Annotated in this window: 19 protein-coding genes; 17 read left to right on the top strand and 2 right to left on the bottom strand. The window is 73.0% G+C overall.

Annotated features, from left to right (window positions below; translation table 11 throughout):
• From ACFYY6_RS13480 to ACFYY6_RS13535, 12 genes are all read left to right on the top strand, one after another.
• The gene (locus tag ACFYY6_RS13480) at positions 1-1,287 is read left to right on the top strand and encodes a dihydroorotase (RefSeq protein ID WP_351524732.1); all 1,287 of its coding nucleotides are present in this window, start codon (positions 1-3) and stop codon (positions 1,285-1,287) included.
• Positions 1,284-1,865 carry a hypothetical protein gene (locus ACFYY6_RS13485; RefSeq protein WP_351524733.1) on the top strand — a complete coding sequence of 194 codons (582 nt, stop codon included), beginning with the start codon at positions 1,284-1,286 and terminating at the stop codon, positions 1,863-1,865. Before ACFYY6_RS13480 ends, ACFYY6_RS13485 begins: the two co-directional genes overlap by 4 nt.
• Complete coding sequence (gene carA, locus ACFYY6_RS13490) at positions 1,862-3,004, top strand: glutamine-hydrolyzing carbamoyl-phosphate synthase small subunit (protein WP_351524734.1); 1,143 nt, start codon at positions 1,862-1,864, stop codon at positions 3,002-3,004. The genes ACFYY6_RS13485 and carA overlap by 4 nt, the downstream gene beginning before the upstream one ends.
• Positions 2,997-6,305: a carbamoyl-phosphate synthase large subunit gene (carB, locus tag ACFYY6_RS13495; RefSeq protein WP_351524735.1), complete on the top strand. Its 3,309-nt coding sequence runs from the start codon at positions 2,997-2,999 to the stop codon at positions 6,303-6,305. The genes carA and carB overlap by 8 nt, the downstream gene beginning before the upstream one ends.
• Before the next feature lie 51 nt (positions 6,306-6,356).
• The gene (locus tag ACFYY6_RS13500; RefSeq protein WP_351524736.1) at positions 6,357-7,466 is read left to right on the top strand and encodes a quinone-dependent dihydroorotate dehydrogenase; all 1,110 of its coding nucleotides are present in this window, start codon (positions 6,357-6,359) and stop codon (positions 7,464-7,466) included.
• Positions 7,463-8,305, top strand: coding sequence for an orotidine-5'-phosphate decarboxylase (gene pyrF, locus ACFYY6_RS13505; RefSeq protein WP_351524737.1), 843 nt, complete (start codon positions 7,463-7,465; stop codon positions 8,303-8,305). The genes ACFYY6_RS13500 and pyrF overlap by 4 nt, the downstream gene beginning before the upstream one ends.
• A 244-nt stretch (positions 8,306-8,549) precedes the next feature.
• Positions 8,550-8,873, top strand: a complete 324-nt coding sequence (locus ACFYY6_RS13510) for an integration host factor (protein ID WP_014157387.1) — start codon at positions 8,550-8,552, stop codon at positions 8,871-8,873.
• Positions 8,874-8,911: 38 nt separating this feature from the next.
• Positions 8,912-9,538 carry a guanylate kinase gene (gene gmk, locus ACFYY6_RS13515; protein ID WP_351524738.1) on the top strand — a complete coding sequence of 209 codons (627 nt, stop codon included), beginning with the start codon at positions 8,912-8,914 and terminating at the stop codon, positions 9,536-9,538.
• 124 nt (positions 9,539-9,662) lie between these two features.
• Entirely contained in the window at positions 9,663-9,935 is a 273-nt protein-coding gene (rpoZ, locus tag ACFYY6_RS13520) for a DNA-directed RNA polymerase subunit omega (RefSeq protein ID WP_030610454.1), read from the top strand.
• Positions 9,936-10,068: 133 nt separating this feature from the next.
• The gene (gene coaBC, locus ACFYY6_RS13525; protein WP_386607419.1) at positions 10,069-11,271 is read left to right on the top strand and encodes a bifunctional phosphopantothenoylcysteine decarboxylase/phosphopantothenate--cysteine ligase CoaBC; all 1,203 of its coding nucleotides are present in this window, start codon (positions 10,069-10,071) and stop codon (positions 11,269-11,271) included.
• A 244-nt stretch (positions 11,272-11,515) separates the two neighbouring features.
• On the top strand, positions 11,516-12,739 hold the full coding sequence (metK, locus tag ACFYY6_RS13530; protein WP_351524740.1) for a methionine adenosyltransferase: 1,224 nt from the start codon (positions 11,516-11,518) through the stop codon (positions 12,737-12,739).
• 147 nt (positions 12,740-12,886) lie between these two features.
• A complete protein-coding gene (locus ACFYY6_RS13535; protein WP_389193110.1) occupies positions 12,887-15,031 on the top strand; it encodes a primosomal protein N' in 2,145 nt (714 codons plus the stop codon).
• Positions 15,032-15,298: 267 nt separating this feature from the next.
• Here the strand turns inward: ACFYY6_RS13535 and ACFYY6_RS13540 are convergent, their stop codons facing one another.
• Complete coding sequence (locus ACFYY6_RS13540; protein WP_351525542.1) at positions 15,299-15,847, bottom strand: hypothetical protein; 549 nt, start codon at positions 15,845-15,847, stop codon at positions 15,299-15,301.
• Positions 15,848-16,127: 280 nt separating this feature from the next.
• On the opposite strand from ACFYY6_RS13540, the gene fmt reads away from it, so the two are divergent.
• The 4 genes from fmt (at position 16,128) to ACFYY6_RS13560 (ending at position 20,648) form a co-directional block, all read left to right on the top strand.
• Complete coding sequence (gene fmt / locus ACFYY6_RS13545) at positions 16,128-17,060, top strand: methionyl-tRNA formyltransferase (RefSeq protein ID WP_351525543.1); 933 nt, start codon at positions 16,128-16,130, stop codon at positions 17,058-17,060.
• 97 nt (positions 17,061-17,157) lie between these two features.
• Positions 17,158-18,591 (top strand): RsmB/NOP family class I SAM-dependent RNA methyltransferase, encoded by a 1,434-nt coding sequence (locus tag ACFYY6_RS13550; RefSeq protein WP_389193113.1) that lies wholly within the window; start codon positions 17,158-17,160, stop codon positions 18,589-18,591.
• A gap of 194 nt (positions 18,592-18,785) precedes the next feature.
• Positions 18,786-19,469 (top strand): ribulose-phosphate 3-epimerase, encoded by a 684-nt coding sequence (gene rpe, locus ACFYY6_RS13555; protein WP_351525545.1) that lies wholly within the window; start codon positions 18,786-18,788, stop codon positions 19,467-19,469.
• Between the two features lie 162 nt (positions 19,470-19,631).
• Positions 19,632-20,648 (top strand): sugar-binding transcriptional regulator, encoded by a 1,017-nt coding sequence (locus ACFYY6_RS13560; RefSeq protein ID WP_073787572.1) that lies wholly within the window; start codon positions 19,632-19,634, stop codon positions 20,646-20,648.
• A 179-nt stretch (positions 20,649-20,827) separates the two neighbouring features.
• Here ACFYY6_RS13560 and ACFYY6_RS13565 read toward each other — a convergent pair whose 3' ends face one another.
• A complete protein-coding gene (locus tag ACFYY6_RS13565; protein WP_389193116.1) occupies positions 20,828-22,810 on the bottom strand; it encodes a heavy metal translocating P-type ATPase in 1,983 nt (660 codons plus the stop codon).
• 110 nt (positions 22,811-22,920) lie between these two features.
• On the opposite strand from ACFYY6_RS13565, the gene ACFYY6_RS13570 reads away from it, so the two are divergent.
• Positions 22,921-23,325: an ArsR/SmtB family transcription factor gene (locus tag ACFYY6_RS13570; RefSeq protein ID WP_389193119.1), complete on the top strand. Its 405-nt coding sequence runs from the start codon at positions 22,921-22,923 to the stop codon at positions 23,323-23,325.
• The last annotated feature ends 6 nt before the right edge of the window (positions 23,326-23,331 follow it).

The following is a 23,331-nucleotide window of genomic DNA, read 5'->3' on the forward strand; positions in this document are numbered from 1 at the left end:
ATGAGCAAGACCCTTATCCGCGGTGCGAAGGTCCTCGGCGGCGAGGCCCAGGACGTCCTGATCGACGGCGAGACCATCGCCGCGGTCGGCACCGGCCTCGACGCCGGGGACGCGACCGTCGTCGACGCCGCCGGCCGGATCCTGCTGCCCGGCCTGGTCGACCTCCACACCCACCTGCGCGAGCCCGGCCGCGAGGACTCCGAGACCGTCCTCACCGGCACGAAGGCCGCGGCCGTCGGCGGCTTCACCGCCGTGCACGCCATGGCGAACACCTTCCCGGTCGCCGACACCGCCGGCGTCGTCGAGCAGGTCTGGCGGCTCGGCAGGGAGTCCGGCTACTGCGACGTGCAGCCCGTCGGCGCCGTCACCGTCGGCCTGGAAGGCAAGAAGCTCGCCGAGCTCGGTGCCATGCACGACTCGGCCGCCGGGGTGAAGGTCTTCTCCGACGACGGCAAGTGCGTCGACGACGCGGTGATCATGCGCCGCGCGCTGGAGTACGTGAAGGCGTTCGACGGGGTCGTCGCCCAGCACGCCCAGGAGCCCCGGCTCACCGAGGGCGCTCAGATGAACGAGGGCGTCGTCTCCGCGGAACTCGGCCTCGGCGGCTGGCCCGCCGTCGCGGAGGAGTCGATCATCGCCCGTGACGTCCTGCTCGCCGCCCACGTCGGCTCCCGGGTGCACATCTGCCACCTGTCGACCGCCGGGTCCGTCGAGATCGTCCGCTGGGCCAAGTCCAAGGGCTGGGACGTCACCGCCGAGGTCACCCCGCACCACCTGCTCCTGACCGACGAGCTCGTACGGACCTACGACCCGGTCTACAAGGTGAACCCGCCGCTGCGCACCGAGGCCGACGTCATGGCCCTGCGCGAGGCGCTGGCCGACGGCACCATCGACTGCGTCGCCACCGACCACGCCCCGCATCCGCACGAGGACAAGGACTGCGAGTGGGCCGCCGCCGCCATGGGCATGGTGGGCCTGGAGACCGCGCTCTCGGTCGTCCAGCAGACCATGGTGGACACCGGGCTGCTGGACTGGGCGGGCGTCGCGGACCGGATGTCGTTCCGCCCGGCCACCATCGGCCGGCTCGACGGACACGGCCGTCCCGTCTCGGTCGGTGAGCCAGCCAACCTCACCCTGGTCGATCCGGCATACCGTGGTGTGGTGGACCCCGCGGGCTTCGCCTCCCGCAGCCGCAACACCCCCTACGAGGGGCGCGAGCTGCCGGGCCGAGTCACTCACACCTTCCTGCGGGGCCGTGCCACGGTCGTCGACGGGAAGCTCGCGTGACATCACTCACCCCCCTGTACCTCCAGCTCGCCGCCGAGCAGAAGTCGGCCGAAGTGACCGACTGGGCCGCCCGCATCAGCTGGGTCGTCGGACTGCTCGTGTTCATCGCGTTCGTCTACTGGCTGATGCGCCAGGGATGGAAGTGGCGCGGCAGCCTCCAGTCCGATCTGCCGGAGCTCCCGACCGCACCGGAAGGGTTCGCGGACGGCGGGAGGCAGCTGACGCTGACCGGCCGGTACCACGCCTCGACGACCGCCGGACAGTGGCTCGACCGGATCGTCGCCCATGGTCTCGGCACCCGCAGCCGGGTCGAGCTCACCCTGACCGACCAGGGCCTGGACGTCGTGCGCCCCGGCGCGGCCGACTTCTTCGTCCCGGCCGCCGCGCTGCGCGGGGCCCGGCTCGACAAGGGCATCGCGGGCAAGGTCCTCCCCGAGGGCGGCCTGCTGATCATCACCTGGGCGCACGGCGACAAGCTGATCGACTCCGGGTTCCGCTCCGACCGCTCGGCCGAGCACCCGGCCTGGGTCGAGGCCATCGAACAACTCACCAGCACTACGGAAGGCACCGCACGATGACGACCTCCGCCCGGGGAGCCGGCAGAGCTCCCGCCGTACTCGTCCTGGAGGACGGCCGCACCTTCCGCGGCCGTGCCTACGGGGCCGTGGGGGAGACCTTCGGCGAAGCGGTGTTCTCCACCGGCATGACCGGTTACCAGGAGACGCTGACCGACCCCTCCTACCACCGCCAGGTCGTCGTGATGACCGCCCCGCACGTCGGCAACACCGGCGTCAACGACGAGGACCCCGAGTCGAAGCGGATCTGGGTCTCCGGCTACGTCGTCCGCGACCCCGCCCGGGTGCCCTCCAACTGGCGCGCCCGGCGCTCGCTCGACGACGAACTGGAGAGCCAGGGCGTCGTCGGCATCAGCGGCGTCGACACCCGCGCCCTCACCCGCCACCTGCGCGAGCGCGGCGCCATGCGCGTCGGCATCTTCTCCGGCGACGCGCTGGCCGAGGAGGCCACGCTGCTGGCCCGCGTCCAGCAGGCGCCCCAGATGGTGGGCGCCGACCTCTCCGCCGAGGTCGCCACGGAAGAGGCGTACGTCGTCCCCGCGATCGGCGCGAAGAAGTTCACCGTCGCCGCCGTCGACCTCGGCATCAAGGGCATGACCCCGCACCGGATGGCCGAGCGCGGCGTCGAGGTGCACGTGCTGCCCGCCACCGCCACGCTGGAGGACGTGTACGCGGTCGAGCCCGACGGCGTGTTCTTCTCCAACGGCCCCGGCGACCCGGCCACCGCCGACCACCCGGTCTCCGTCATGCGAGGCGTCCTGGAGCGTGGCACCCCGCTCTTCGGGATCTGCTTCGGCAACCAGATCCTGGGCCGCGCCCTCGGCTTCGGCACCTACAAGCTGAAGTACGGGCACCGCGGGATCAACCAGCCCGTGCAGGACCGTACGACCGGAAAGGTCGAGGTCACCGCGCACAACCACGGCTTCGCCGTCGACGCCCCGCTCGACGAGGTCACCGACACGGAGTTCGGCCGTGTCGAGGTCTCCCACGTCTGCCTGAACGACCAGGTCGTCGAGGGGCTCCGGCTCCTCGACCGGCCCGCCTTCAGCGTCCAGTACCACCCCGAGGCGGCCGCGGGCCCGCACGACGCCGCGTACCTCTTCGACCGTTTCGTCTCCCTGATGGAGGGCCGGCGTGCCTAAGCGCTCCGACATCCAGTCCGTCCTGGTCATCGGCTCCGGCCCGATCGTCATCGGCCAGGCCGCCGAGTTCGACTACTCCGGTACCCAGGCGTGCCGCGTGCTCAAGGCCGAGGGCCTGCGCGTCGTCCTGGTCAACTCCAACCCGGCCACGATCATGACCGACCCGGAGATCGCCGACGCCACGTACGTCGAGCCGATCACCCCCGAGTTCGTCGAGAAGATCATCGCCAAGGAGCGCCCCGACGCGCTCCTGCCCACCCTGGGCGGCCAGACCGCGCTCAACACCGCGATCTCCATGCACGAGAACGGTGTCCTGGAGAAGTACGGCGTCGAGCTGATCGGCGCCAACGTCGAGGCCATCCACAAGGGCGAGGACCGCGACCTCTTCAAGGCCGTCGTCGAGGCGGTCCGCGCCAAGACCGGCCACGGCGAGTCCGCCCGCTCGGTCATCTGCCACTCCATGGACGAGGTGCTCGCGGGCGTCGACACGCTCGGCGGCTACCCCGTGGTCGTGCGTCCCTCCTTCACCATGGGCGGCGCCGGCTCCGGCTTCGCGCACGACGAGGACGAGCTGCGCCGCATCGCCGGCCAGGGCCTGACGCTCTCCCCGACCACCGAGGTGCTCCTGGAGGAGTCCATCCTCGGCTGGAAGGAGTACGAGCTGGAGCTGATGCGCGACAGGAACGACAACGTCGTGGTCGTCTGCTCCATCGAGAACTTCGACCCGATGGGCGTCCACACCGGTGACTCGATCACCGTCGCCCCCGCGATGACGCTCACCGACCGCGAGTACCAGCGGCTGCGCGATATCGGCATCGCGATCATCCGCGAGGTCGGTGTCGACACCGGCGGCTGCAACATCCAGTTCGCCGTCGACCCGGTCGACGGCCGGATCATCGTCATCGAGATGAACCCGCGGGTCTCCCGCTCCTCGGCGCTCGCCTCGAAGGCCACCGGCTTCCCGATCGCCAAGATCGCCGCCAAGCTGGCCGTCGGCTACACGCTCGACGAGATCCCCAACGACATCACCGAGCAGACCCCGGCCTCCTTCGAGCCGACGCTCGACTACGTCGTGGTCAAGGCCCCCCGGTTCGCCTTCGAGAAGTTCCCCTCCGCCGACTCCACCCTCACCACCACCATGAAGTCGGTCGGCGAGGCCATGGCGATCGGCCGCAACTTCACCGAGGCGCTCCAGAAGGCGCTGCGCTCCCTCGAGAAGAAGGGCTCGCAGTTCTCCTTCACCGGCGACCCCGGCGACAAGGACGAACTGCTCGCCGCGGCGGTCCGCCCGACCGACGGCCGGATCAACACCGTCATGCACGCGATCCGGGCCGGTGCCACCCAGGAGGAGGTCTTCGAGGCCACCAGGATCGACCCCTGGTTCGTCGACCAGCTCTTCCTGATCAAGGAGATCGCCGACGAGCTGGCCGCGGCCGACGAACTCGTCCCCGAACTGCTCGCGGAGGCCAAGCGGCACGGCTTCTCCGACCAGCAGATCGGCGAGATCCGCGGGCTGCGCGAGGACGTGGTCCGCGAGGTGCGGCACGCGCTGGGCGTGCGCCCGGTGTACAAGACGGTCGACACCTGCGCCGCCGAGTTCGCGGCGCGGACGCCGTACTTCTACTCGTCCTACGACGAGGAGAACGAGGTCGCACCGCGCGAGAAGCCCGCGGTCATCATCCTCGGCTCCGGCCCGAACCGCATCGGCCAGGGCATCGAGTTCGACTACTCCTGCGTCCACGCCTCCTTCGCGCTGAGCGACGCGGGCTACGAGACCGTGATGGTCAACTGCAACCCGGAGACCGTCTCCACCGACTACGACACCTCCGACCGCCTGTACTTCGAGCCGCTGACGCTGGAGGACGTGCTGGAGATCGTGCACGCGGAGACACTCGCGGGCCCGGTCGCCGGTGTCGTCGTCCAGCTCGGCGGACAGACCCCGCTCGGTCTGTCGCAGGCGCTCAAGGACAACGGCGTCCCCGTCGTCGGCACGCCCCCGGAGGCCATCCACGCCGCCGAGGACCGCGGCGCCTTCGGCCGCGTCCTGGCCGAGGCCGGGCTGCCCGCGCCGAAGCACGGCACCGCCACCACCTTCGGCGAGGCCAAGGCCATCGCCGACGAGATCGGCTATCCCGTCCTCGTACGCCCGTCGTACGTGCTCGGCGGGCGCGGCATGGAGATCGTCTACGACGAGACCCGGCTCTCCGCGTACATCGCCGAGTCCACCGAGATCAGCCCCACCCGGCCGGTCCTGGTCGACCGCTTCCTCGACGACGCGATCGAGATCGACGTCGACGCGCTCTACGACGGCACCGAGCTCTACCTCGGCGGCGTCATGGAGCACATCGAGGAGGCAGGCATCCACTCCGGCGACTCCGCCTGCGCGCTGCCCCCGATCACCCTCGGCGGCTTCGACATCAAGCGGCTGCGGGCCTCCACCGAGGGCATCGCCAAGGGCGTCGGCGTCCGCGGACTGATCAACATCCAGTTCGCGCTCTCCGGCGACATCCTGTACGTCCTGGAGGCCAACCCGCGCGCCTCGCGCACGGTCCCCTTCACCTCGAAGGCGACCGCCGTCCCGCTCGCCAAGGCCGCCGCCCGGATCTCCCTGGGCGCGACCATCGCCGAACTGCGCGCGGAGGGCCTGCTCCCGGCGCACGGCGACGGCGGCACCCTGCCGCTCGACGCCCCGATCTCGGTCAAGGAGGCCGTCATGCCGTGGTCGCGCTTCCGCGACATCCACGGCCGCGGCGTCGACACCGTCCTCGGCCCGGAGATGCGCTCCACCGGCGAGGTCATGGGCATCGACTCGGTCTTCGGCACGGCGTACGCCAAGTCGCAGTCCGGCGCCTACGGGCCGCTGCCCACCAAGGGCCGCGCGTTCATCTCGGTGGCCAACCGCGACAAGCGCTCGATGATCTTCCCGGCGCGCGAACTCGTCGCCCACGGCTTCGAGCTGCTCGCCACCTCCGGCACCGCCGAGGTCCTCAAGCGCAACGGCATCAACGCCACCGTCGTGCGCAAGCAGTCCGAGGGGACCGGCCCGCAGGGCGAGCGCACCATCGTCCAGCTGATCCACGACGGCGAGGTCGACCTGATCGTCAACACGCCGTACGGCACCGGCGGCCGGCTCGACGGCTACGAGATCCGCACCGCCGCCGTGGCCCGGTCCGTGCCGTGCCTGACGACGGTCCAGGCGCTCGCCGCCGCCGTCCAGGGCATCGACGCGCTCACCCACGGAGACGTCGGCGTCCGCTCCCTCCAGGAACACGCGGAACACCTGATCGCCGCCCGCGACTAGCCGAAGGGGGACACCGGAAACGGTGTCCCCCTCTCCATGAGGACACCCCCGATGTACAAACTCTTCTTCCAGCTGTTCTTCAAACGGATGGACACGGAGCGGGCGCACCACCTGGCCTTCGGCTGGATCCGTCTCGCGGCCCGCGTCCCCGTGCTGCGCACCTTCGTCGCCGCCGTGCTCGCCCCCCGGTACGAGGAGCTGCGCACGGAGGCGTTCGGCCTGCGGATGCACGGCCCGTTCGGCCTCGCCGCCGGCTTCGACAAGAACGCCGTCGGGATCGACGGCATGGCGATGCTCGGCTTCGACCACGTCGAGATCGGAACGGTCACCGGCGAACCGCAGCCCGGCAACCCCAGGAAGCGCCTCTTCCGCCTCGTCGCGGACCGCGCGCTGATCAACCGCATGGGCTTCAACAACGAGGGCTCCGCGGCGGTGGCCCGACGGCTCGCGGACCGCACCCCGGTCTTCCGGACCACCGTCGGGGTCAACATCGGCAAGACGAAGGTCGTGCCGGAGGCCGAGGCCGTCGGCGACTACGTGAAGTCCACCGAACGGCTCGCCGCCCACGCCGACTACCTCGTCGTCAACGTCTCCTCGCCCAACACCCCCGGCCTGCGCAACCTCCAGGCCACCGAGGCGCTGCGCCCCCTGCTCGCCGCCGTGCGCGAGGCGGCCGACCGCACCGTCACCGGACGGCGCGTCCCGCTGCTGGTCAAGATCGCCCCGGACCTCGCGGACGAGGACGTCGACGCGGTCGCCGATCTCGCGGTCGAGCTGGGTCTCGACGGCATCATCGCCACCAACACCACCATCGCCCGGGACGGTCTCGGTCTGAAGTCCCCGCGCGCCCTCACCGGCGAGACCGGCGGACTGTCCGGCGCGCCCCTCAAGGCGCGCTCCCTGGAGGTCCTGAGCCGCCTGTACGCCCGGGTCGGGGACCGGATCACCCTGGTCGGCGTCGGGGGCGTCGAGAACGCCGAGGACGCCTGGCAGCGCATCCTCGCGGGCGCCACGCTCGTCCAGGGGTACAGCGCCTTCATCTACGAGGGCCCGTTCTACGCCCGGGCGATCCACAAGGGCCTGGCCGCGCGCCTGGCCGCCTCCCCGTACGCCACCCTCGCCGAGGCCGTCGGCGCGGAGACCAGGAAGGCCACCGCATGACCACCCCGGAACCGTTCGGCGCCCGGCTGCGCCACGCCATGGACACCCGCGGACCGCTCTGCGTCGGCATCGACCCGCACGCCTCGCTGCTCACCGCCTGGGGCCTGGGCGACGACGTCGCGGGCCTGGAGCGGTTCACGCGCACCGTCGTCGAGGCGCTGGCCGACCGCGTGGCGGTCCTCAAGCCGCAGTCGGCGTTCTTCGAGCGCTTCGGCTCGCGAGGCATCGCGGTCCTGGAGAAGGCCGTCGAGGAGGCACGCGCGGCCGGCGCGCTGGTCCTGATGGACGCCAAGCGCGGCGACATCGGCTCGACCATGGGCGCCTACGCGGCGACCTACCTGGACCCCGGCTCCCCGCTGTTCTCGGACGCCGTCACCGTCTCGCCGTACCTGGGCTTCGGCTCGCTGCGTCCGGCTCTCGACGCGGCGGTCCTCTCCGGCTCGGGCGTCTTCGTGCTCGCCCTCACCTCCAACCCCGAGGGGGCCGAGGTGCAGCGCGCCACCGCCGCCGACGGCCGCCCGCTGGCCCAGGTGATGCTCGACCACCTGGCCGCGGAGAACGAGGGGGCCCGGCCGCTCGGCTCCGTCGGCGCGGTGGTCGGCGCCACGCTCGGCGACGCGGGCGTGGACCTCGCCGTCAACGGTCCGCTGCTCGCGCCGGGCATCGGGGCCCAGGGGGCGACCCCCGCGGATCTCCCCGGCGTCTTCGGGGACGCGGTGGGCAACGTGCTGCCCAGCGTCAGCCGCGGCGTGCTGAGCCGGGGGCCGCACGCGGCGGGGCTGCGCGACGCCGCCGAACGGCTGACGGACGAGGTCCGGACGGCCGTCGCGGGCGCATGACCGTGCCGGATGTCACTGCGTTGAGTGAATTCTGAACGAAAAACTCGGATGTTATGCCCGAAATGTCCTGGTCGGCGGAGGCTGACCAGGACTTTTCGTTGGTTCTCGCTGACTCGGGCCGCCCGGGCCGCTAGTCTCCGTCGAGAGCCGACGTGCACGAGTGGCGCGTCGCTCGCCTGGTGTGGGGCGCACAGCTTCCTCACCGGTCCGTATCCGACAGATCGACATCCGAGGTGACGTAGGCGTGGCTCTTCCGCCCCTTACCCCTGAACAGCGCGCAGCCGCGCTCGAAAAGGCCGCCGCGGCTCGCCGGGAGCGGGCCGAGGTCAAGAATCGACTCAAGCACTCCGGCGCCTCCCTCCACGAGGTCATCAAGCAGGGCCAGGAGAACGACGTCATCGGGAAGATGAAGGTCTCCGCCCTCCTGGAGTCCCTGCCCGGCGTGGGCAAGGTCCGCGCCAAGCAGATCATGGAGCGGCTCGGCATCTCCGAGAGCCGCCGGGTCCGGGGTCTCGGCTCCAACCAGATCGCATCCCTGGAGCGCGAGTTCGGCGGCAGCGCCGCCTGACGTTCTCGGGCACCCTCGAGAACCTGGATAATCGCTCCATGGCTGCAACATCCCGGGGGACGTCCCCCGTACCCCCGGACGTACGTCCGCGGCTGACCGTGCTCTCCGGCCCCTCCGGGGTCGGCAAGAGCACGGTCGTCGCCCATATGCGCAAGGCCCACCCCGAGGTGTGGCTCTCGGTGTCGGCGACGACCCGCAGGCCGCGCCCCGGCGAGCAGGACGGCGTCCACTACTTCTTCGTGGACAACGACGAGTTCGACAAGCTGATCGCCAACGGCGAGCTGCTGGAGTGGGCCGAGTTCGCCGGCAACCGCTACGGCACGCCGCGCCGGGCCGTGCTCGAACGCCTGGAGGCCGGCGAGCCGGTGTTGCTGGAGATCGACCTCCAGGGTGCCCGGCTGGTCCGGCAGTCCATGCCGGACGCCCGGCTCGTCTTCCTGGCCCCGCCGAGCTGGGAGGAACTGGTCCGCCGGCTCACCGGCCGCGGGACGGAGTCGGCCGAGGTGATCGAGCGCCGGCTCGCCGCCGCCAAGGTCGAGCTGGCCGCCGAGTCCGAGTTCGATACGACGCTGGTCAACACCTCCGTCCAGGACGTGGCACGCGAGCTGCTAGCCTTGATGTTGGAGGCTTCCGGCCGCAGCGACGGCACGGACGGCACGGACTGACCCACCCGGGCACGTGCGGTGTACGCGGCATGTGTGACAGACGGACACGTCGGTACCGTCACCAGTGCGGAGCCTCGCGCCGTCAAAGGTTTCTTTGATCCTCACCCCCTTCGGAAGGCAGAGAGTGTCCTCTTCCATCACCACGCCCGAGGGCATCATCAACCCGCCGATTGATGAGCTCCTCGAGGCCACCGACTCGAAGTACAGCCTCGTGATCTACGCCGCCAAGCGCGCGCGCCAGATCAACGCGTACTACTCGCAGCTCGGCGAGGGCCTCCTGGAGTACGTCGGTCCGCTCGTCGACACCCACGTGCACGAGAAGCCGCTCTCGATCGCGCTCCGCGAGATCAACGCGGGCCTGCTCACCTCCGAGGCCGTCGAGGGCCCCGCGCAGTAGGCAGGAATCGCACCTCCACCACAGGCCCGGCGGCCGCGACCGCCGGGCCTGTGGTGCGTCCGGGGGCGACGGCGCCGCCCCCGGCGCGGTGCGGCAGCATGGGGGAGTCCGAATACGAGTGCGGGGAGACGCAGTGGACAAGCCGAAGGTCGTTCTTGGGGTCAGCGGGGGCATCGCCGCGTACAAGGCGTGCGAGCTCCTGCGTCGGTTGACCGAGTCCGGTCACGACGTGCGGGTCGTCCCGACCGAGTCGGCGCTGCACTTCGTGGGCGCGGCCACCTGGTCGGCGCTCTCGGGCCACCCGGTCGCCACGGAGGTCTGGAACGACGTCCACGAGGTCCCGCACGTCCGGATCGGGCAGGGCGCGGACCTCGTCGTCGTCGCCCCCGCGACCGCGGACACGCTCGCCCGGGCCGCTCACGGCCTCGCCGACGACCTGCTCACCAACACGCTCCTCACGGCCCGCTGTCCGGTCGTCTTCGCACCCGCCATGCACACCGAGATGTGGGAGCACCCCGCCACCCGCGAGAACGTCGCCACGCTGCGCCGCCGCGGCGCCGTGGTCATCGAGCCCGCCGTCGGCCGGCTCACCGGCGTCGACACCGGCAAGGGCCGGCTGCCCGACCCCGGGGAGATCTTCGAGGTCTGCCGCCGGGTGCTGACCCGCGGCGCGGCCGAACCGGACCTGGCGGGCCGGCACATCGTGATCAGCGCGGGAGGCACGCGCGAGCCGCTCGACCCGGTGCGCTACCTGGGCAACCGGTCCTCCGGCAAGCAGGGCTACGCACTGGCGCGCACCGCAGTCGCCCGCGGCGCCCGGGTCACCCTGATCGAGGCCAACACCGGCCTGCCCGACCCGGCGGGCGCCGATGTCGTGAGCGTCGGCACCGCCGTCCAGCTGCGCGAGGCCGTGCTGAGGGCCGCGGCGGACGCCGACGTGGTCGTGATGGCCGCCGCGGTCGCCGACTTCCGCCCCGCCGCCTACGCGCCGGGCAAGATCAAGAAGAAGGACGGGCAGGAGCCGGAGCCCGTCGCGCTCGTTCGTAATCCGGACATCCTCGCCGAGGTCTCCGCCGGACGCGCCCGGCCGGACCAGATCGTCGTCGGTTTCGCCGCCGAGACGGACGACGTCCTTGCCAACGGCCGCGAGAAGCTCCGCCGCAAGGGCTGCGATCTCCTCGTCGTCAACGAGGTCGGCGAGCGCAGGACCTTCGGGTCCGAGGACAACGAGGCGGTGGTGCTCGGCGCCGACGGCACCGAGACACCGGTGCCCCACGGACCCAAGGAGGCCCTCGCCGACACGGTCTGGGACCTCGTGTCGCCACGGTTGGGATGAAGATCTCGTTCCATGGTCCGGCACTCCGCGAAACCCCCGGAAAACCGGGCACGGAGGGCATGTCGGCGAGGCTGATTCCATGCCCTGACGGGCCCTTTCGGCGGCCTCGGGACTCCCAAGGAGCGAGACACGCTGTCCGCCGGACGAAAGTGACCGATAAACTGTCCGCGGACCGTGCCGGGCGCAGCTCCCGGACGGTCCGCCAAATGATCAGCCAGCAGCCGCTGCAACCCCAGGGAGCGATGTGTCCCGCCGTCTCTTCACCTCGGAGTCCGTCACCGAGGGCCACCCCGACAAGATCGCTGACCAGATCAGCGACACGATCCTCGACGCACTGCTCCGTGAGGACCCCACCTCGCGCGTCGCCGTCGAGACCCTGATCACCACCGGTCTGGTGCACGTTGCGGGTGAGGTCACGACCAAGGCCTACGCCGACATCCCGACCCTCGTGCGCAACAAGGTCCTGGAAATCGGCTACGACTCCTCCAAGAAGGGCTTCGACGGCGCCTCCTGCGGTGTCTCGGTCTCCATCGGCGCCCAGTCGCCCGACATCGCGCAGGGCGTCGACACGGCCTACGAGGCACGGGTCGAGGGCTCCGCCGCGGGCGGCGAGGGCGACGACCTCGACAAGCAGGGCGCCGGCGACCAGGGGCTGATGTTCGGCTACGCGTGCGACGAGACGCCCGAGCTCATGCCGCTCCCGATCTACCTCGCGCACCGGCTCTCGCGCAGGCTCTCCGAGGTCCGCAAGAACGGGACCATCCCCTACCTGCGCCCCGACGGCAAGACCCAGGTCACCATCGAGTACGACGGCGACAAGGCGGTCCGCCTCGACACGGTCGTCGTCTCCTCGCAGCACGCCAGCGACATCGATCTCGACTCGCTGCTGGCCCCCGACATCCGCGAGTTCGTCGTCGAGCACGTGCTGGCGCAGCTCGTCGAGGACGGCATCAAGCTGGACACCGACGGCTACCGGCTGCTGGTCAACCCGACCGGCCGCTTCGAGATCGGCGGCCCGATGGGCGACGCCGGCCTGACCGGCCGCAAGATCATCATCGACACGTACGGCGGCATGGCCCGCCACGGCGGCGGCGCCTTCTCCGGCAAGGACCCGTCCAAGGTCGACCGCTCGGCCGCCTACGCCATGCGCTGGGTCGCCAAGAACGTCGTCGCCGCGGGTCTCGCCGCCCGCTGCGAGGTGCAGGTCGCGTACGCGATCGGCAAGGCCGAGCCGGTCGGCCTCTTCGTCGAGACCTTCGGCACCGCCACGATCGAGACCGAGAAGATCGAGCACGCCATCGGCGAGGTCTTCGACCTCCGCCCGGCCGCGATCATCCGCGACCTCAACCTGCTGCGTCCGATCTACGCCCAGACCGCCGCCTACGGCCACTTCGGCCGCGAGCTCCCCGACTTCACCTGGGAGCGCACGGACCGCGTGGAGGCGCTGCGCAAGGCGGCCGGTCTGTAACGACACGAGGGAACAGCCCTCAGCCGTATGCCGGGGCCCGGACACCGCACAAGGTGTCCGGGCCCCGGCGCGTGCTCCCGGCGCTCTGCCCCGGGGCGGTCTCCGACTCGGGAGGCGCTGTCCGCGGGGTCTGGTAGGAATGTGGCTGTGAGCAGCGACGACAAGCGATCCGGCGACCCCGGGCCCGGGGCCGGGGAGCAGCTCGCGCTGATCCGGGAGACGGTGCGCAGGGCGAAGGTGCCGCGGGCCAAGCCGCGGACCTGGCGCGGTGCCGCGCTCGCCGAGGAGCTGCCTGTCGCCCGGGTCCTGGTCAACAAGGGCGCGCTCCATCTCGACCAGTACTTCGACTATGCCGTGCCCGAGGAGCTCGACGCCGACGCCCGGCCCGGGGTGCGGGTACGCGTGCGGTTCGGCGCCGGTTCCCGCCACGTCCGCGGCGGACGGCGCGAGGGCGGGGGACTGATCGACGGCTTCCTCGTCGAGCGGCTCGCCGAATCCGACTACCCGGGGGCCCTCGCCGCGCTCGCCTACGTCGTGTCGCCCGAGCCGGTGCTGAGCCCGGAACTGCTCGCGCTCGCGCGCGCCGTCGCCGACCGGTATGCGGGCAGCCTCGCCGACGTGCTGCAACTGGCCGTGCCGCCCCGCAACGGCAGGGCCGAGTCCAGGCCCTCGCCCGCGCCCCTGCCTCCGCCGCCCCCGCCGCGGCCGGGCAGCTGGGAGCGGTACCCGCAGGGGCCCGCGTTCCTGCGGGCCCTGGCCGACGGCGGTGCGCCCCGGGCCGTGTGGACGGCGCTGCCCGGACCGCACTGGCCGCGCGAGATCGCCGGGGCCGTGGCCGCGACGCTCGCCTCCGGCCGGGGCGCCCTCGTCGTCGTACCGGACGGCCGGGCCGCGGGCCGGGTGGACGCGGCCCTCACCGAACTGCTCGGCGAGGGGCGCCACGCCCTGCTGACCGCCGACTCCGGGCCGGAAAAGCGCTACCGGGAGTGGCTGGCCGTGCGGCGCGGCTCGGTGCGGGCGGTGGTGGGGACACGCGCCGCGATGTTCGCGCCGGTCGCGAACCTGGGCCTGGTGGCCGTCTGGGACGACGGGGACTCCAGCCACAGCGACGACAACGCCCCCTTCCCGCACGTGCGCGAGGTGCTCGAACTCAGGGCGGCACACGCACGGTGCGCGTTCCTGCTCGGCGCCACGAGCTGCACGGTGGAGGCCGCGCAGCTCGTGGAGAGCGGCTGGGCGCTGCCGCTGGCCGCGGACCGGGAGCAGCTGCGGACCGCGGCGCCCCTGGTGCGCACCGTGGGCGACGGGGAACTGGCGAGGGACGAGGCCGCCCGGGCGGCCCGGCTCCCCAGCCTGGCCTGGCGGACCGTCCGTGACGGCCTGCGCGAGGGCCCCGTGCTGGTCCAGGTGCCGCGCCGGGGGTACGTGCCCCGGCTGGCCTGCGAGCGCTGCCGCGAACCGGCCCGGTGCCGGCACTGCGCGGGACCGCTCCAGGCACCGGACCAGCGGGATCTCGAATGCACCTGGTGCGGACGTGCCGAGACCGACTGGCACTGCGCCGCCTGCGGCTCCGTCCGGCTGCGCGCCCAGGTCGTCGGCGCGCGCCGGACCGCCGAGGAGCTCGGCCGGGCGTTCCCCGCCGTACCGGTCCGCACCTCGGGCCGTGACCACGTCCTGGAGTCGGTGCCGGACGCGCCCGCGCTGGTCGTCAGCACCCCCGGCGCCGAACCCGTGGCCGAGGGCGGCTACGCGGCGGCGCTGCTGCTGGACGGGTGGGCGCTGGTCGGGCGACCCGATCTGCGGGCCGGCGAGGAGGCGCTGCGGCGCTGGACGGCCGCCGCCTCGCTGGTACGGGGCCGGGCGGAGGGCGGCACGGTGGTGGTCGTCGCCGAGCCGACCCTGCGGCCCGTGCAGGCGCTGGTGCGGTGGGACCCGGTCGGGCACGCCCGCCGCGAGCTGGCGGAACGGGCGGAGCTGGGCTTTCCGCCGGTGTCGCGGATGGCGTCGGTGACCGGTTCGCCGGACGCGCTCGCCGCTTTCTTCGCCGTCGCCGAGCTGCCGCCTCAGGCCGAGGTGCTTGGCCCGGTCCCGCTCCCGCGCACCGAACCGGGCAGGCCGCGCAGGCCCGGGGACGCACCGCCGGGGGAGCCCTGGGAGCGGGCGCTGGTGAGGGTTCCGCCGGGGAGCGGCACCGCCCTGGCGTCCGCGCTGAAGGCGGCGCAGGCGGCGCGGCTCGCCCGGGGCGGCGGCGACCAGGTCCGGATACGGGTGGACCCGCCGGACATCGGCTGACGGCCCGGGGCCGGAGCGGGCCGGGCGCGTCCGTCACCCGAACACCCGGGGGCGTGGCGGTCGGGCGCCGGGCACGCGTGTGCCCGGCCCGACCGCCGCGCCGACGACCGCCGCGCCGACGACCGCCGCGCCGACGACCGCCGCGCCGACGACCGCCGCGCCGACGACCGCCGCGCCGACGACCGCCGCGCCGACGACGGCGCCCCCAGCGCGGGCACGCGGCTGCCCCGCCGTGCGTCGGGCGCGGCGGGGCAGTGGACGGGGTGGTCAGCCGTTGCGCGGGCCGGGGAAGACCCCGGGGCGCAGGTCCTCGCGCAGTGCCGGACGGTCCGCCGGGTGCTGCGGAGGCATGGAGCGCGCGGCGGGCACGGCCGGCAGGGGCGGGGTGCCGCCGGAGCCGGGCGTCATGGGCATCGGCCGCGGCACGGTGCCCTCCCCGGCCGGCTCGGCCGCTCCGGCCTGCCGGGCGTTGCGGCGTGCGCCGTAGCGGCGGTGGACCGCCTGCTTGGTGACCCCGAGCGCGGAGCCCACCGCGTCCCAGGAGAAACCCAGCGAGCGGTCGAAGTCCACCGCCGCGGTGACCAGGGTCTCTACGCTGTCGCGCAGTTCCTGGGCCAGCCTGACGGTGGGGGCCGGGGCCCTGCCGTAGACGACGAAGCCCGTGGACGGGCCGGAGCGGCGCGGTCGGTAGACGTTGCCCAGTTGGGCGGTGAGCGTGCGCAGCGCGTCCACCTGCCGCCGGACCCGCTCGATGTCCCGCACCAACAGATGCAGGCTGGCCCGCGCTTGGGCGTCGTGGGTTGCGTGGTCGGCCATGAAGAAGCCTCTCGAACCGGCGTTGAAAGGGATCGGGCCGCACCGTGGCGGCCCGCTTCGGTCAATCTCTCTTGACCAACGCGACAGTCGGTGATCTGGTCACGTGCGGGGGCGCGAGCGCATCCCCGAGGGGCGCGCGGTGACGCGTACGCCCCCCGAGCACCCGGCCCATAGACTTGGGGGCCGACCGGCGGACCGGAGCGGCGTCACCCCACCGTGCCGGTCGGCCCCCCGCGTCGAGTTCACCGTACGTTCCGGCCCGAGAGGCAGTCAGCCACCCATGAAGCTCGTCTTCGCAGGCACCCCCGAGGTTGCCGTACCCGCCCTGGACGCCCTGATCGCCTCCGACCGGCACGAGGTGGCGGCCGTCGTCACCCGGCCCGACGCACCGGCCGGGCGGGGCCGTCGGCTGGTCGCCAGCCCCGTCGCGGAGCGTGCCGAGGAGGCCGGGATCGAGGTGCTCAAGCCCGCCCGGCCGCGCGACGAGGACTTCCTGGCGCGGCTGCGGGAGATCGCTCCGGACTGCTGCCCGGTCGTCGCCTACGGGGCGCTGCTGCCCAGGACCGCGCTCGACGTGCCCGCCCACGGCTGGGTCAACCTCCATTTCTCGCTGCTGCCCGCCTGGCGCGGCGCGGCCCCCGTCCAGCACGCGGTCATGGCCGGGGACGAGGTGACCGGGGCGTCGACCTTCCTGATCGAGGAGGGGCTGGACTCCGGTCCGGTGTACGGCGTCCTCACCGAGGAGGTGCGCCCCACCGACACCAGCGGCGACCTGCTCACCCGCCTGGCGTTCGCCGGGGCCGGACTGCTCGTCGCGACCATGGACGGCATCGAGGACGGCACGCTGCACGCGGTGCCCCAGCCCGCCGACGGCGTGACCCTCGCCCCGAAGATCACCGCCGAGGACGCCCGGGTGCGGTGGTCCGAGCCCGCCCTGCGGGTCGACCGGGTGGTGCGCGGCTGCACCCCCGCTCCCGGCGCGTGGACGGTGTTCCGCGGCGAACGCCTGAAGCTGGTCCAGGTGACCCCGGTGACGGACCGCGCGGACCTGGCGCCCGGCGAGCTGTCGGCGGCGAAGAACAACGTGTACGTCGGCACCGGGTCCCACGCCGTCGAACTGCTCTGGGTCCAGCCGCAGGGCAAGAAGCCGATGCGGGCCGCGGACTGGGCCCGCGGGGTGCGGATCGTCCACGGCGAGCTGCTGGGGGCCTGAGAGCCCGTCGGGTGACCTCCCGAGCGCCCCGGGGGCCGGGCACGGCGACGTAGGCTTGGGGGGTTCGCCCCCTCACCACCAGCGGAGCACCTTTCACGTGAACGACCAGCAGCGTCGCCGTCCCGCCAAGCCGCATCGCCGTCCGAAGAAGGACCCCGTCCGGTTCCTCGCCTTCGAGGCGCTCAGGGCCGTCGACGAACGCGACGCGTACGCCAACCTCGTCCTGCCCCCGCTGCTGAAGAAGGCCCGCGCCACGGGTGACTTCGACAACCGGGACGCGGCGCTGGCGACCGAGCTGGTCTATGGGACGCTGCGCCGCCAGGGGACGTACGACGCGATCGTCGCGGCCTGCATCGACCGGCCGCTGCGCGAGGTCGACCCGCCGGTCCTCGACGTGCTCGACATGGGCGTGCACCAGCTGCTCGGCACCCGTATCCCCACCCACGCCGCGGTCTCCGCCAGTGTGGAACTGGCCCGGGTGGTGCTCGGCGAGGGGCGGGCCAAGTTCGTCAACGCCGTGCTGCGGAAGGTCGCCGCGGACGACCTCGATGGCTGGCTGGCACGCGTCGCCCCGCCGTACGACGAGGACCCCGAGGACCACCTCGCGGTCGTGCACTCGCATCCCCGCTGGGTCGTCTCCGCCCTCTGGGACGCGCTGGGCGGCGGCCGGGCCGACATCGAGAACCTTCTGGAGGCGGACAACGAACGGCCCGAGGTCACGCTCGTCGCCCGCCCCGGCCGGTCCACGACCGAGGAGCTCCTCACCGCCCTCGGCGAGGAGAACGGCCTGCCCGGCCGCTGGTCGCCCTACGCCGTGCGGATGGCCGAGGGCGGCGAGCCGGGCGTCCTGGAGGCGGTGCGGGAAGGGCGCGCCGGGGTCCAGGACGAAGGCAGCCAGCTGGTGGCCGCGGCCCTCGCCCACGCCCCGCTGGAGGGCCGTGACTCCCGGTGGCTCGACGGTTGCGCGGGGCCGGGGGGCAAGGCCGCCCTGCTCGGCGCGCTGGCCGCCGGACGCGGGGCCGCCCTGCTCGCCGCCGAGAAGCAGCCGCACCGGGCCCGCCTGGTCGAGCGCGCGCTGGCCGGCAACCCCGGCCCGTACCAGGTGGTCACCGCCGACGGCACCCGCCCGCCGTGGCGTCCGGGCACCTTCGACCGGATCCTGATGGACGTGCCGTGCTCCGGACTGGGCGCGCTGCGGCGCCGCCCGGAGGCGCGCTGGCGGCGCCGGCCGGAGGACCTGGAGGGTTTCGCGCCGCTGCAACGCGGCCTGCTGCGCGAGGCGTTGGCGGCGGTACGGGTCGGCGGCGTCGTCGGCTACGCGACCTGCTCGCCGCATCTCGCGGAGACCCGGGTCGTCGTCGAGGACGTGCTCAGGGGGCGCGGCGGCAGGCCGGTCGAGGCGGAATGGATCGACGCCCGCCCGCTGATGCCGGGAGTGCCCGCGCTCGGGGACGGACCCGACGTCCAGCTGTGGCCGCATCTGCACGGCACGGACGCGATGTACCTGGCGCTGCTGCGGCGCACCGGCTGACTACGGAGCGGGCAGGGGAGCGCCGCGCGGCGCCCCGACCGTCGTCCACGGGCCGCCCGGGGCCCGCGCGTGACGGCCGAAACGTCCGGATCGGGCGGATGGTGCGGCCCGGACCCCGCGAACTGTAACGATCCCGTGAGGCTTTGGCCCGCGCAGGGGCGGGGAACCGGTGCGGAGCATGGCAGGCTTGGCACATGGCCCAGATCAACCCCAGCATCCTGTCCGCCGACTTCTCCCGCCTCGCCGAGGAGGCGAAGGCGGTCGAAGGCGCCGACTGGCTCCACGTCGACGTGATGGACAACCACTTCGTCCCCAACCTGACCCTCGGCGTGCCGATCGTGGAATCGCTCAGCCGGGCCACGGACACCCCGCTGGACTGCCATCTGATGATCGAGGACGCGGACCGCTGGGCGCCGCAGTACGTCGAGGCGGGAGCCGGATCCGTCACCTTCCACGCGGAGGCCGCCGCCGCCCCCGTGCGGCTGGCGCGGGAGATCCGGGCCAAGGGCGCCCGCGCCTCCATGGCGCTCAAGCCCGCGACGCCCATCGAGCCGTACGAGGACCTGCTCCCCGAGCTCGACATGCTGCTGATCATGACGGTGGAGCCGGGCTTCGGCGGCCAGGCGTTCCTGGACATCATGCTGCCGAAGATCCGCCGCACCCGTGAGCTGATCTCCAAGCACGGGCTCGAGCTCTGGCTCCAGGTCGACGGCGGCGTCTCCGGGTCCACCATCGAGCAGTGCGCCGAGGCCGGTGCGGACGTCTTCGTTGCCGGCTCGGCGGTCTACGGGGCCGAGGACCCCGCCGAGGCGGTGCGCGCCCTGCGCGCCCAGGCCGACGCGGCCACCGCCTCGGCCGCCTGGGCCTGCCGCCACTGACCCGGAACCACGGCCGGAACGCGCTCCGGCCCCGAACGGAAGTCGGCCCGGCCAAGGGCAGATGAACGCGGTCCGACGGGACCGATCAGGGATCGCCGGATCTGACAGGATGAACGGCGTATCGAGAGTGTGAACAGCAGTGAGGAGATCGCGGTGTCTGCAATGTCGGCGGGACGGTCCGCCCTGCGGATGGGGCCCGCGGAGCTGGTGCAGGCGGCGGCCATGGCCCGCCGCTTCTACCTCGAAGGAAAGTCGAAGATCCAGATCGCCGAGGAGTTCGGTGTCAGCCGCTTCAAGGTGGCCCGGGTCCTGGAGACGGCGCTCGAACGCGACCTCGTGCGCATCGAGATCCGTGTCCCCGCCGAGCTGGACGCCGAGCGTTCCGACGCGCTCCGGGCCCGTTACGGGCTGCGTCACGCGGTGGTCGTCGAATCGCCCGCGGAGGAGCCCGACGACGCACCCGACCCGGAGAACCTGGGGGAGGTCGCGGCCGATCTGCTCGGCGAGCTGGTGACCGAGGGCGATGTGCTCGGTCTCGCCTGGGGACGGTCCACGATCCACATGGCCGCCGCCCTCGACCGGCTGCCCCCGTGCACCGTCGTGCAGCTCACCGGTGTGTACGACGCGGGGACGGCCGAACGCGGCTCGGTCGAGGCGGTCCGCCGCGCCGCCCAGGTGGCGGGTGGCGAGGCCCACCCGATCTACGCGCCGATGCTGCTGCCCGATTCGGCCACGGCCGCCGCGCTGCGCCACCAGACGGGCATCGCCCGCGCCTTCGACTACTTCGACAAGGTCACGGTCGCCGCGGTGTCCATCGGCTCCTGGGAGCCGGGCATCTCCACCGTCCACGACATGCTCACGGACGAGGAGCGCGCCCATTACGCCTCGCTCGGTGTCGCCGCGGAGATGTCCGCGCACCTCTTCGACACGGAGGGGCGCCGGGTCGGCCGGGACCTGGGGGAGCGGTGCATCACGGTCGAGGCCGACCGGCTGCGCCGGATCCCGGAAGTGGTGGCGATCGCGGGCGGCCGGCGCAAGGCCGCCGCGATCGGGGCGGTGCTGCGGTCCGGTCTGGTCACCAGCCTGGTGACGGACACGGCGGCGGCCGAGTACCTGCTGACCGAGTCGGCGGCGCCGAGGCGCCCGGCCCTGGAACGGGCCGACCCGGACGGGGCCTGAGCGGGGACGGTGCGGCCGGGCGGCCACGGGCGGCGCCGACGGCTGTCCGCGGCGCCCGGCCCGCGGTCGGCCGCCGCACCCGTGCCGCGTCATGAACGGGTGGGACCCGGATACGGGTCGGTGGTGATGTCGACCATCGTCTTGGGGACCTGGGGTGGGGTTCGCGCGGCTGCGGCGGCTCACTGACCGTTCCCGGTGCGGGCGCGCCGCCAGGCGCCGTCGGCCAGCAGGCGCAGGCCGTTCAGGCCCACGATGACGGTGGAGCCCTCGTGCCCGGCGACACCGAGCGGCAGCGGCAGGGTCCCGGTCAGGTCCCAGATGACCAGGCCGGTGATGAAGACCGCGGCGATGACCAGGTTCTGCACCACCAGTCGACGCGCGCGGCGGGAGAGCGCGACGACGGTGGGGATGGTGGCCAGTTCGTCACGGACCACGACGGCGTCGGCGGTCTCCAGGGCGAGGTCGGAGCCGGCCCGTCCCATGGCGATGCCGGTGTGGGCGGCGGCGAGCGCGGGGGCGTCGTTGACGCCGTCGCCGACCACCAGCACCTTCCGCCCGGCCTGCTCCAGCTCCTTCACGGCGGTGACCTTGTCCTGTGGGAGAAGGCCCGCGCGGACGTCGGTGATGCCGACCTCCTCGGCGAGGCGGGCGGCGGCGCGCGGGTTGTCGCCGGTGACCAGCACCGGAGTGCTGCCGGTCAGGCCGGTGAGGGCGGTGACGGTGGCGGCGGCCTCCTCGCGCAGTCGGTCGGCGATGCCCAGCACCCCGACCGGGGTGTTCTCGACCTCGACCAGGGCGGCGGTGCGGCCCTCGTCCTCCAGCCGGGCGGCGACCACGGCGGCCGGGTGGTCATCCGGGCCGCTCAGCAGCCGGGCGGGGCTGCCGACTGCGACGGCCTTGCCCTCGACGGTGGTCGTCACGCCGGTGCCGGGGGCGGAGGTGAAGTCCTCCACCACGGGGATGTCCAGCTCGCGGACGCGGGCGGCGTCCACGACGGCACGCGCGAGGGGGTGCTCGCTGGGGTGCTCGGCCGCCGCCGCGATCCGCAGCAGCTCCTCCTCGCTCAGGCCGGAGGTGGCCAGCGGGCGGATGTCGGTCACCCGCGGGGTGCCCTCGGTCAGGGTGCCGGTCTTGTCCAGCGCCACCGCGTCGATCTGGCCGAGCTGTTCCATCACCACGGCGGACTTCACCAGCACGCCATGGCGTCCCGCGTTGGCGATCGCGGACAGCAGCGGGGGCATGGTGGCCAGCACCACCGCGCACGGCGAGGCCACGATCATGAACGTCATCGCCCGCAGCAGCGTCGGCTGCAACGCCGCGCCGAACAGCAGCGGCAGCGCGAACAGCGCGACCGTCGCGGCCACCATCCCGATCGAATACCGCTGCTCGACCTTCTCGATGAACAGCTGGGTCGGCGCCTTGGTCTCGGAAGCTTCCTCGACCATGCCCACGATCCGGGCGATCACCGAATCGGACGGGTCACGCTCGGCCTTCACCCGCAGCGCGCCGGTGCCGTTCAGGGTGCCGGCGAACACCTCGTCGCCCTCCTGTTTGGCCACGGGCAGGGGCTCGCCGGTAATGGTGGCCTGGTCCACCTCGCCGGCGCCGTCCAGGACGCGGCCGTCGGCACCGATCCGCTCACCCGGGCGCACCAGAATGGTGTCGCCCACGGCCAACTGCTCGGTGGGGACCGTCTCCTCGCTGCCGTCGTCCAGCAGGCGGGTCGCGGTGGTGGGGGCGAGGTCGAGCAGGCCGCGCACGGAGTCGGCGGTGCGGGCGGTGGCGATCGCCTCCAGGGCGCCGGAGGTGGCGAAGATGACGATCAGCAGCGCGCCGTCCAGCGCCTGCCCGATCGCCGCCGCCCCCAGCGCCGCGACGACCATCAGCAGGTCCACGTCCAGCGTCTTCTCCCGCAGGGCCTGCAATCCGGCCCAGCCGGGCCCCCAGCCGCCGGTGGCGTAGGTGAGGGCGAACAGCGGCCCCCAGGACCACGCCGGCGCCCCCAGCAGATACAGCGGCAGCGCGATCAGGAACAGCACCAGGGCAGCTGCCGCCCAGCGGGCCTCGGGCAGCGCGAAGATCCGGGTGCGGCGCCCGGGCGCGACCGCGTCACGCACGGCCCCGTCGCCGACGGGCGCCGGACGGGTGAGGGTGGAAGACATCGAAACGGGGGTCCTTACGCAGACGTGAGCGGACGGCGTCCAACCCCACCACCGTAACAGGAACGAATGAACATCAATTCATGTGTTCATGGGCGGCGTACGATGGTCGTATGGGTCATGGAGCCGCAACCCCCACCAGCCGCGTCCCGCGCACCCGCCTCACCGCGGACAACGCCGCGAAGGTGGCCGCCACTCTGCAGGCGCTGGCCACCCCGTCGCGGCTGCTGATCCTCTCCCGCCTGCGCGAGGGACCGCTCCCGGCGACCGAGCTGGCCGCCGAGGTCGGCATGGAGCAGTCCGCCTGCTCCCACCAGCTGCGCCTGCTGCGCAACCTCGATCTGGTGGTCGGCACCCGCAAGGGCCGCTCGGTGGTCTATTCCCTCTACGACAACCACGTCTGTGAACTGCTCGACCAGGCCCTGTACCACGTCGAGCACCTCCGGCTCGGCCTGAGCGACGCCGCCGCGGTCGTCGTCGAGCCGGAAGGGGAGGCGGCGGCCGCCCCGAGCGCCTGATCGCCC

This window comes from Streptomyces sp. NPDC001750 (assembly GCF_042892615.1).
In the GTDB taxonomy this organism is placed as follows: Bacteria; Actinomycetota; Actinomycetes; order Streptomycetales; family Streptomycetaceae; genus Streptomyces.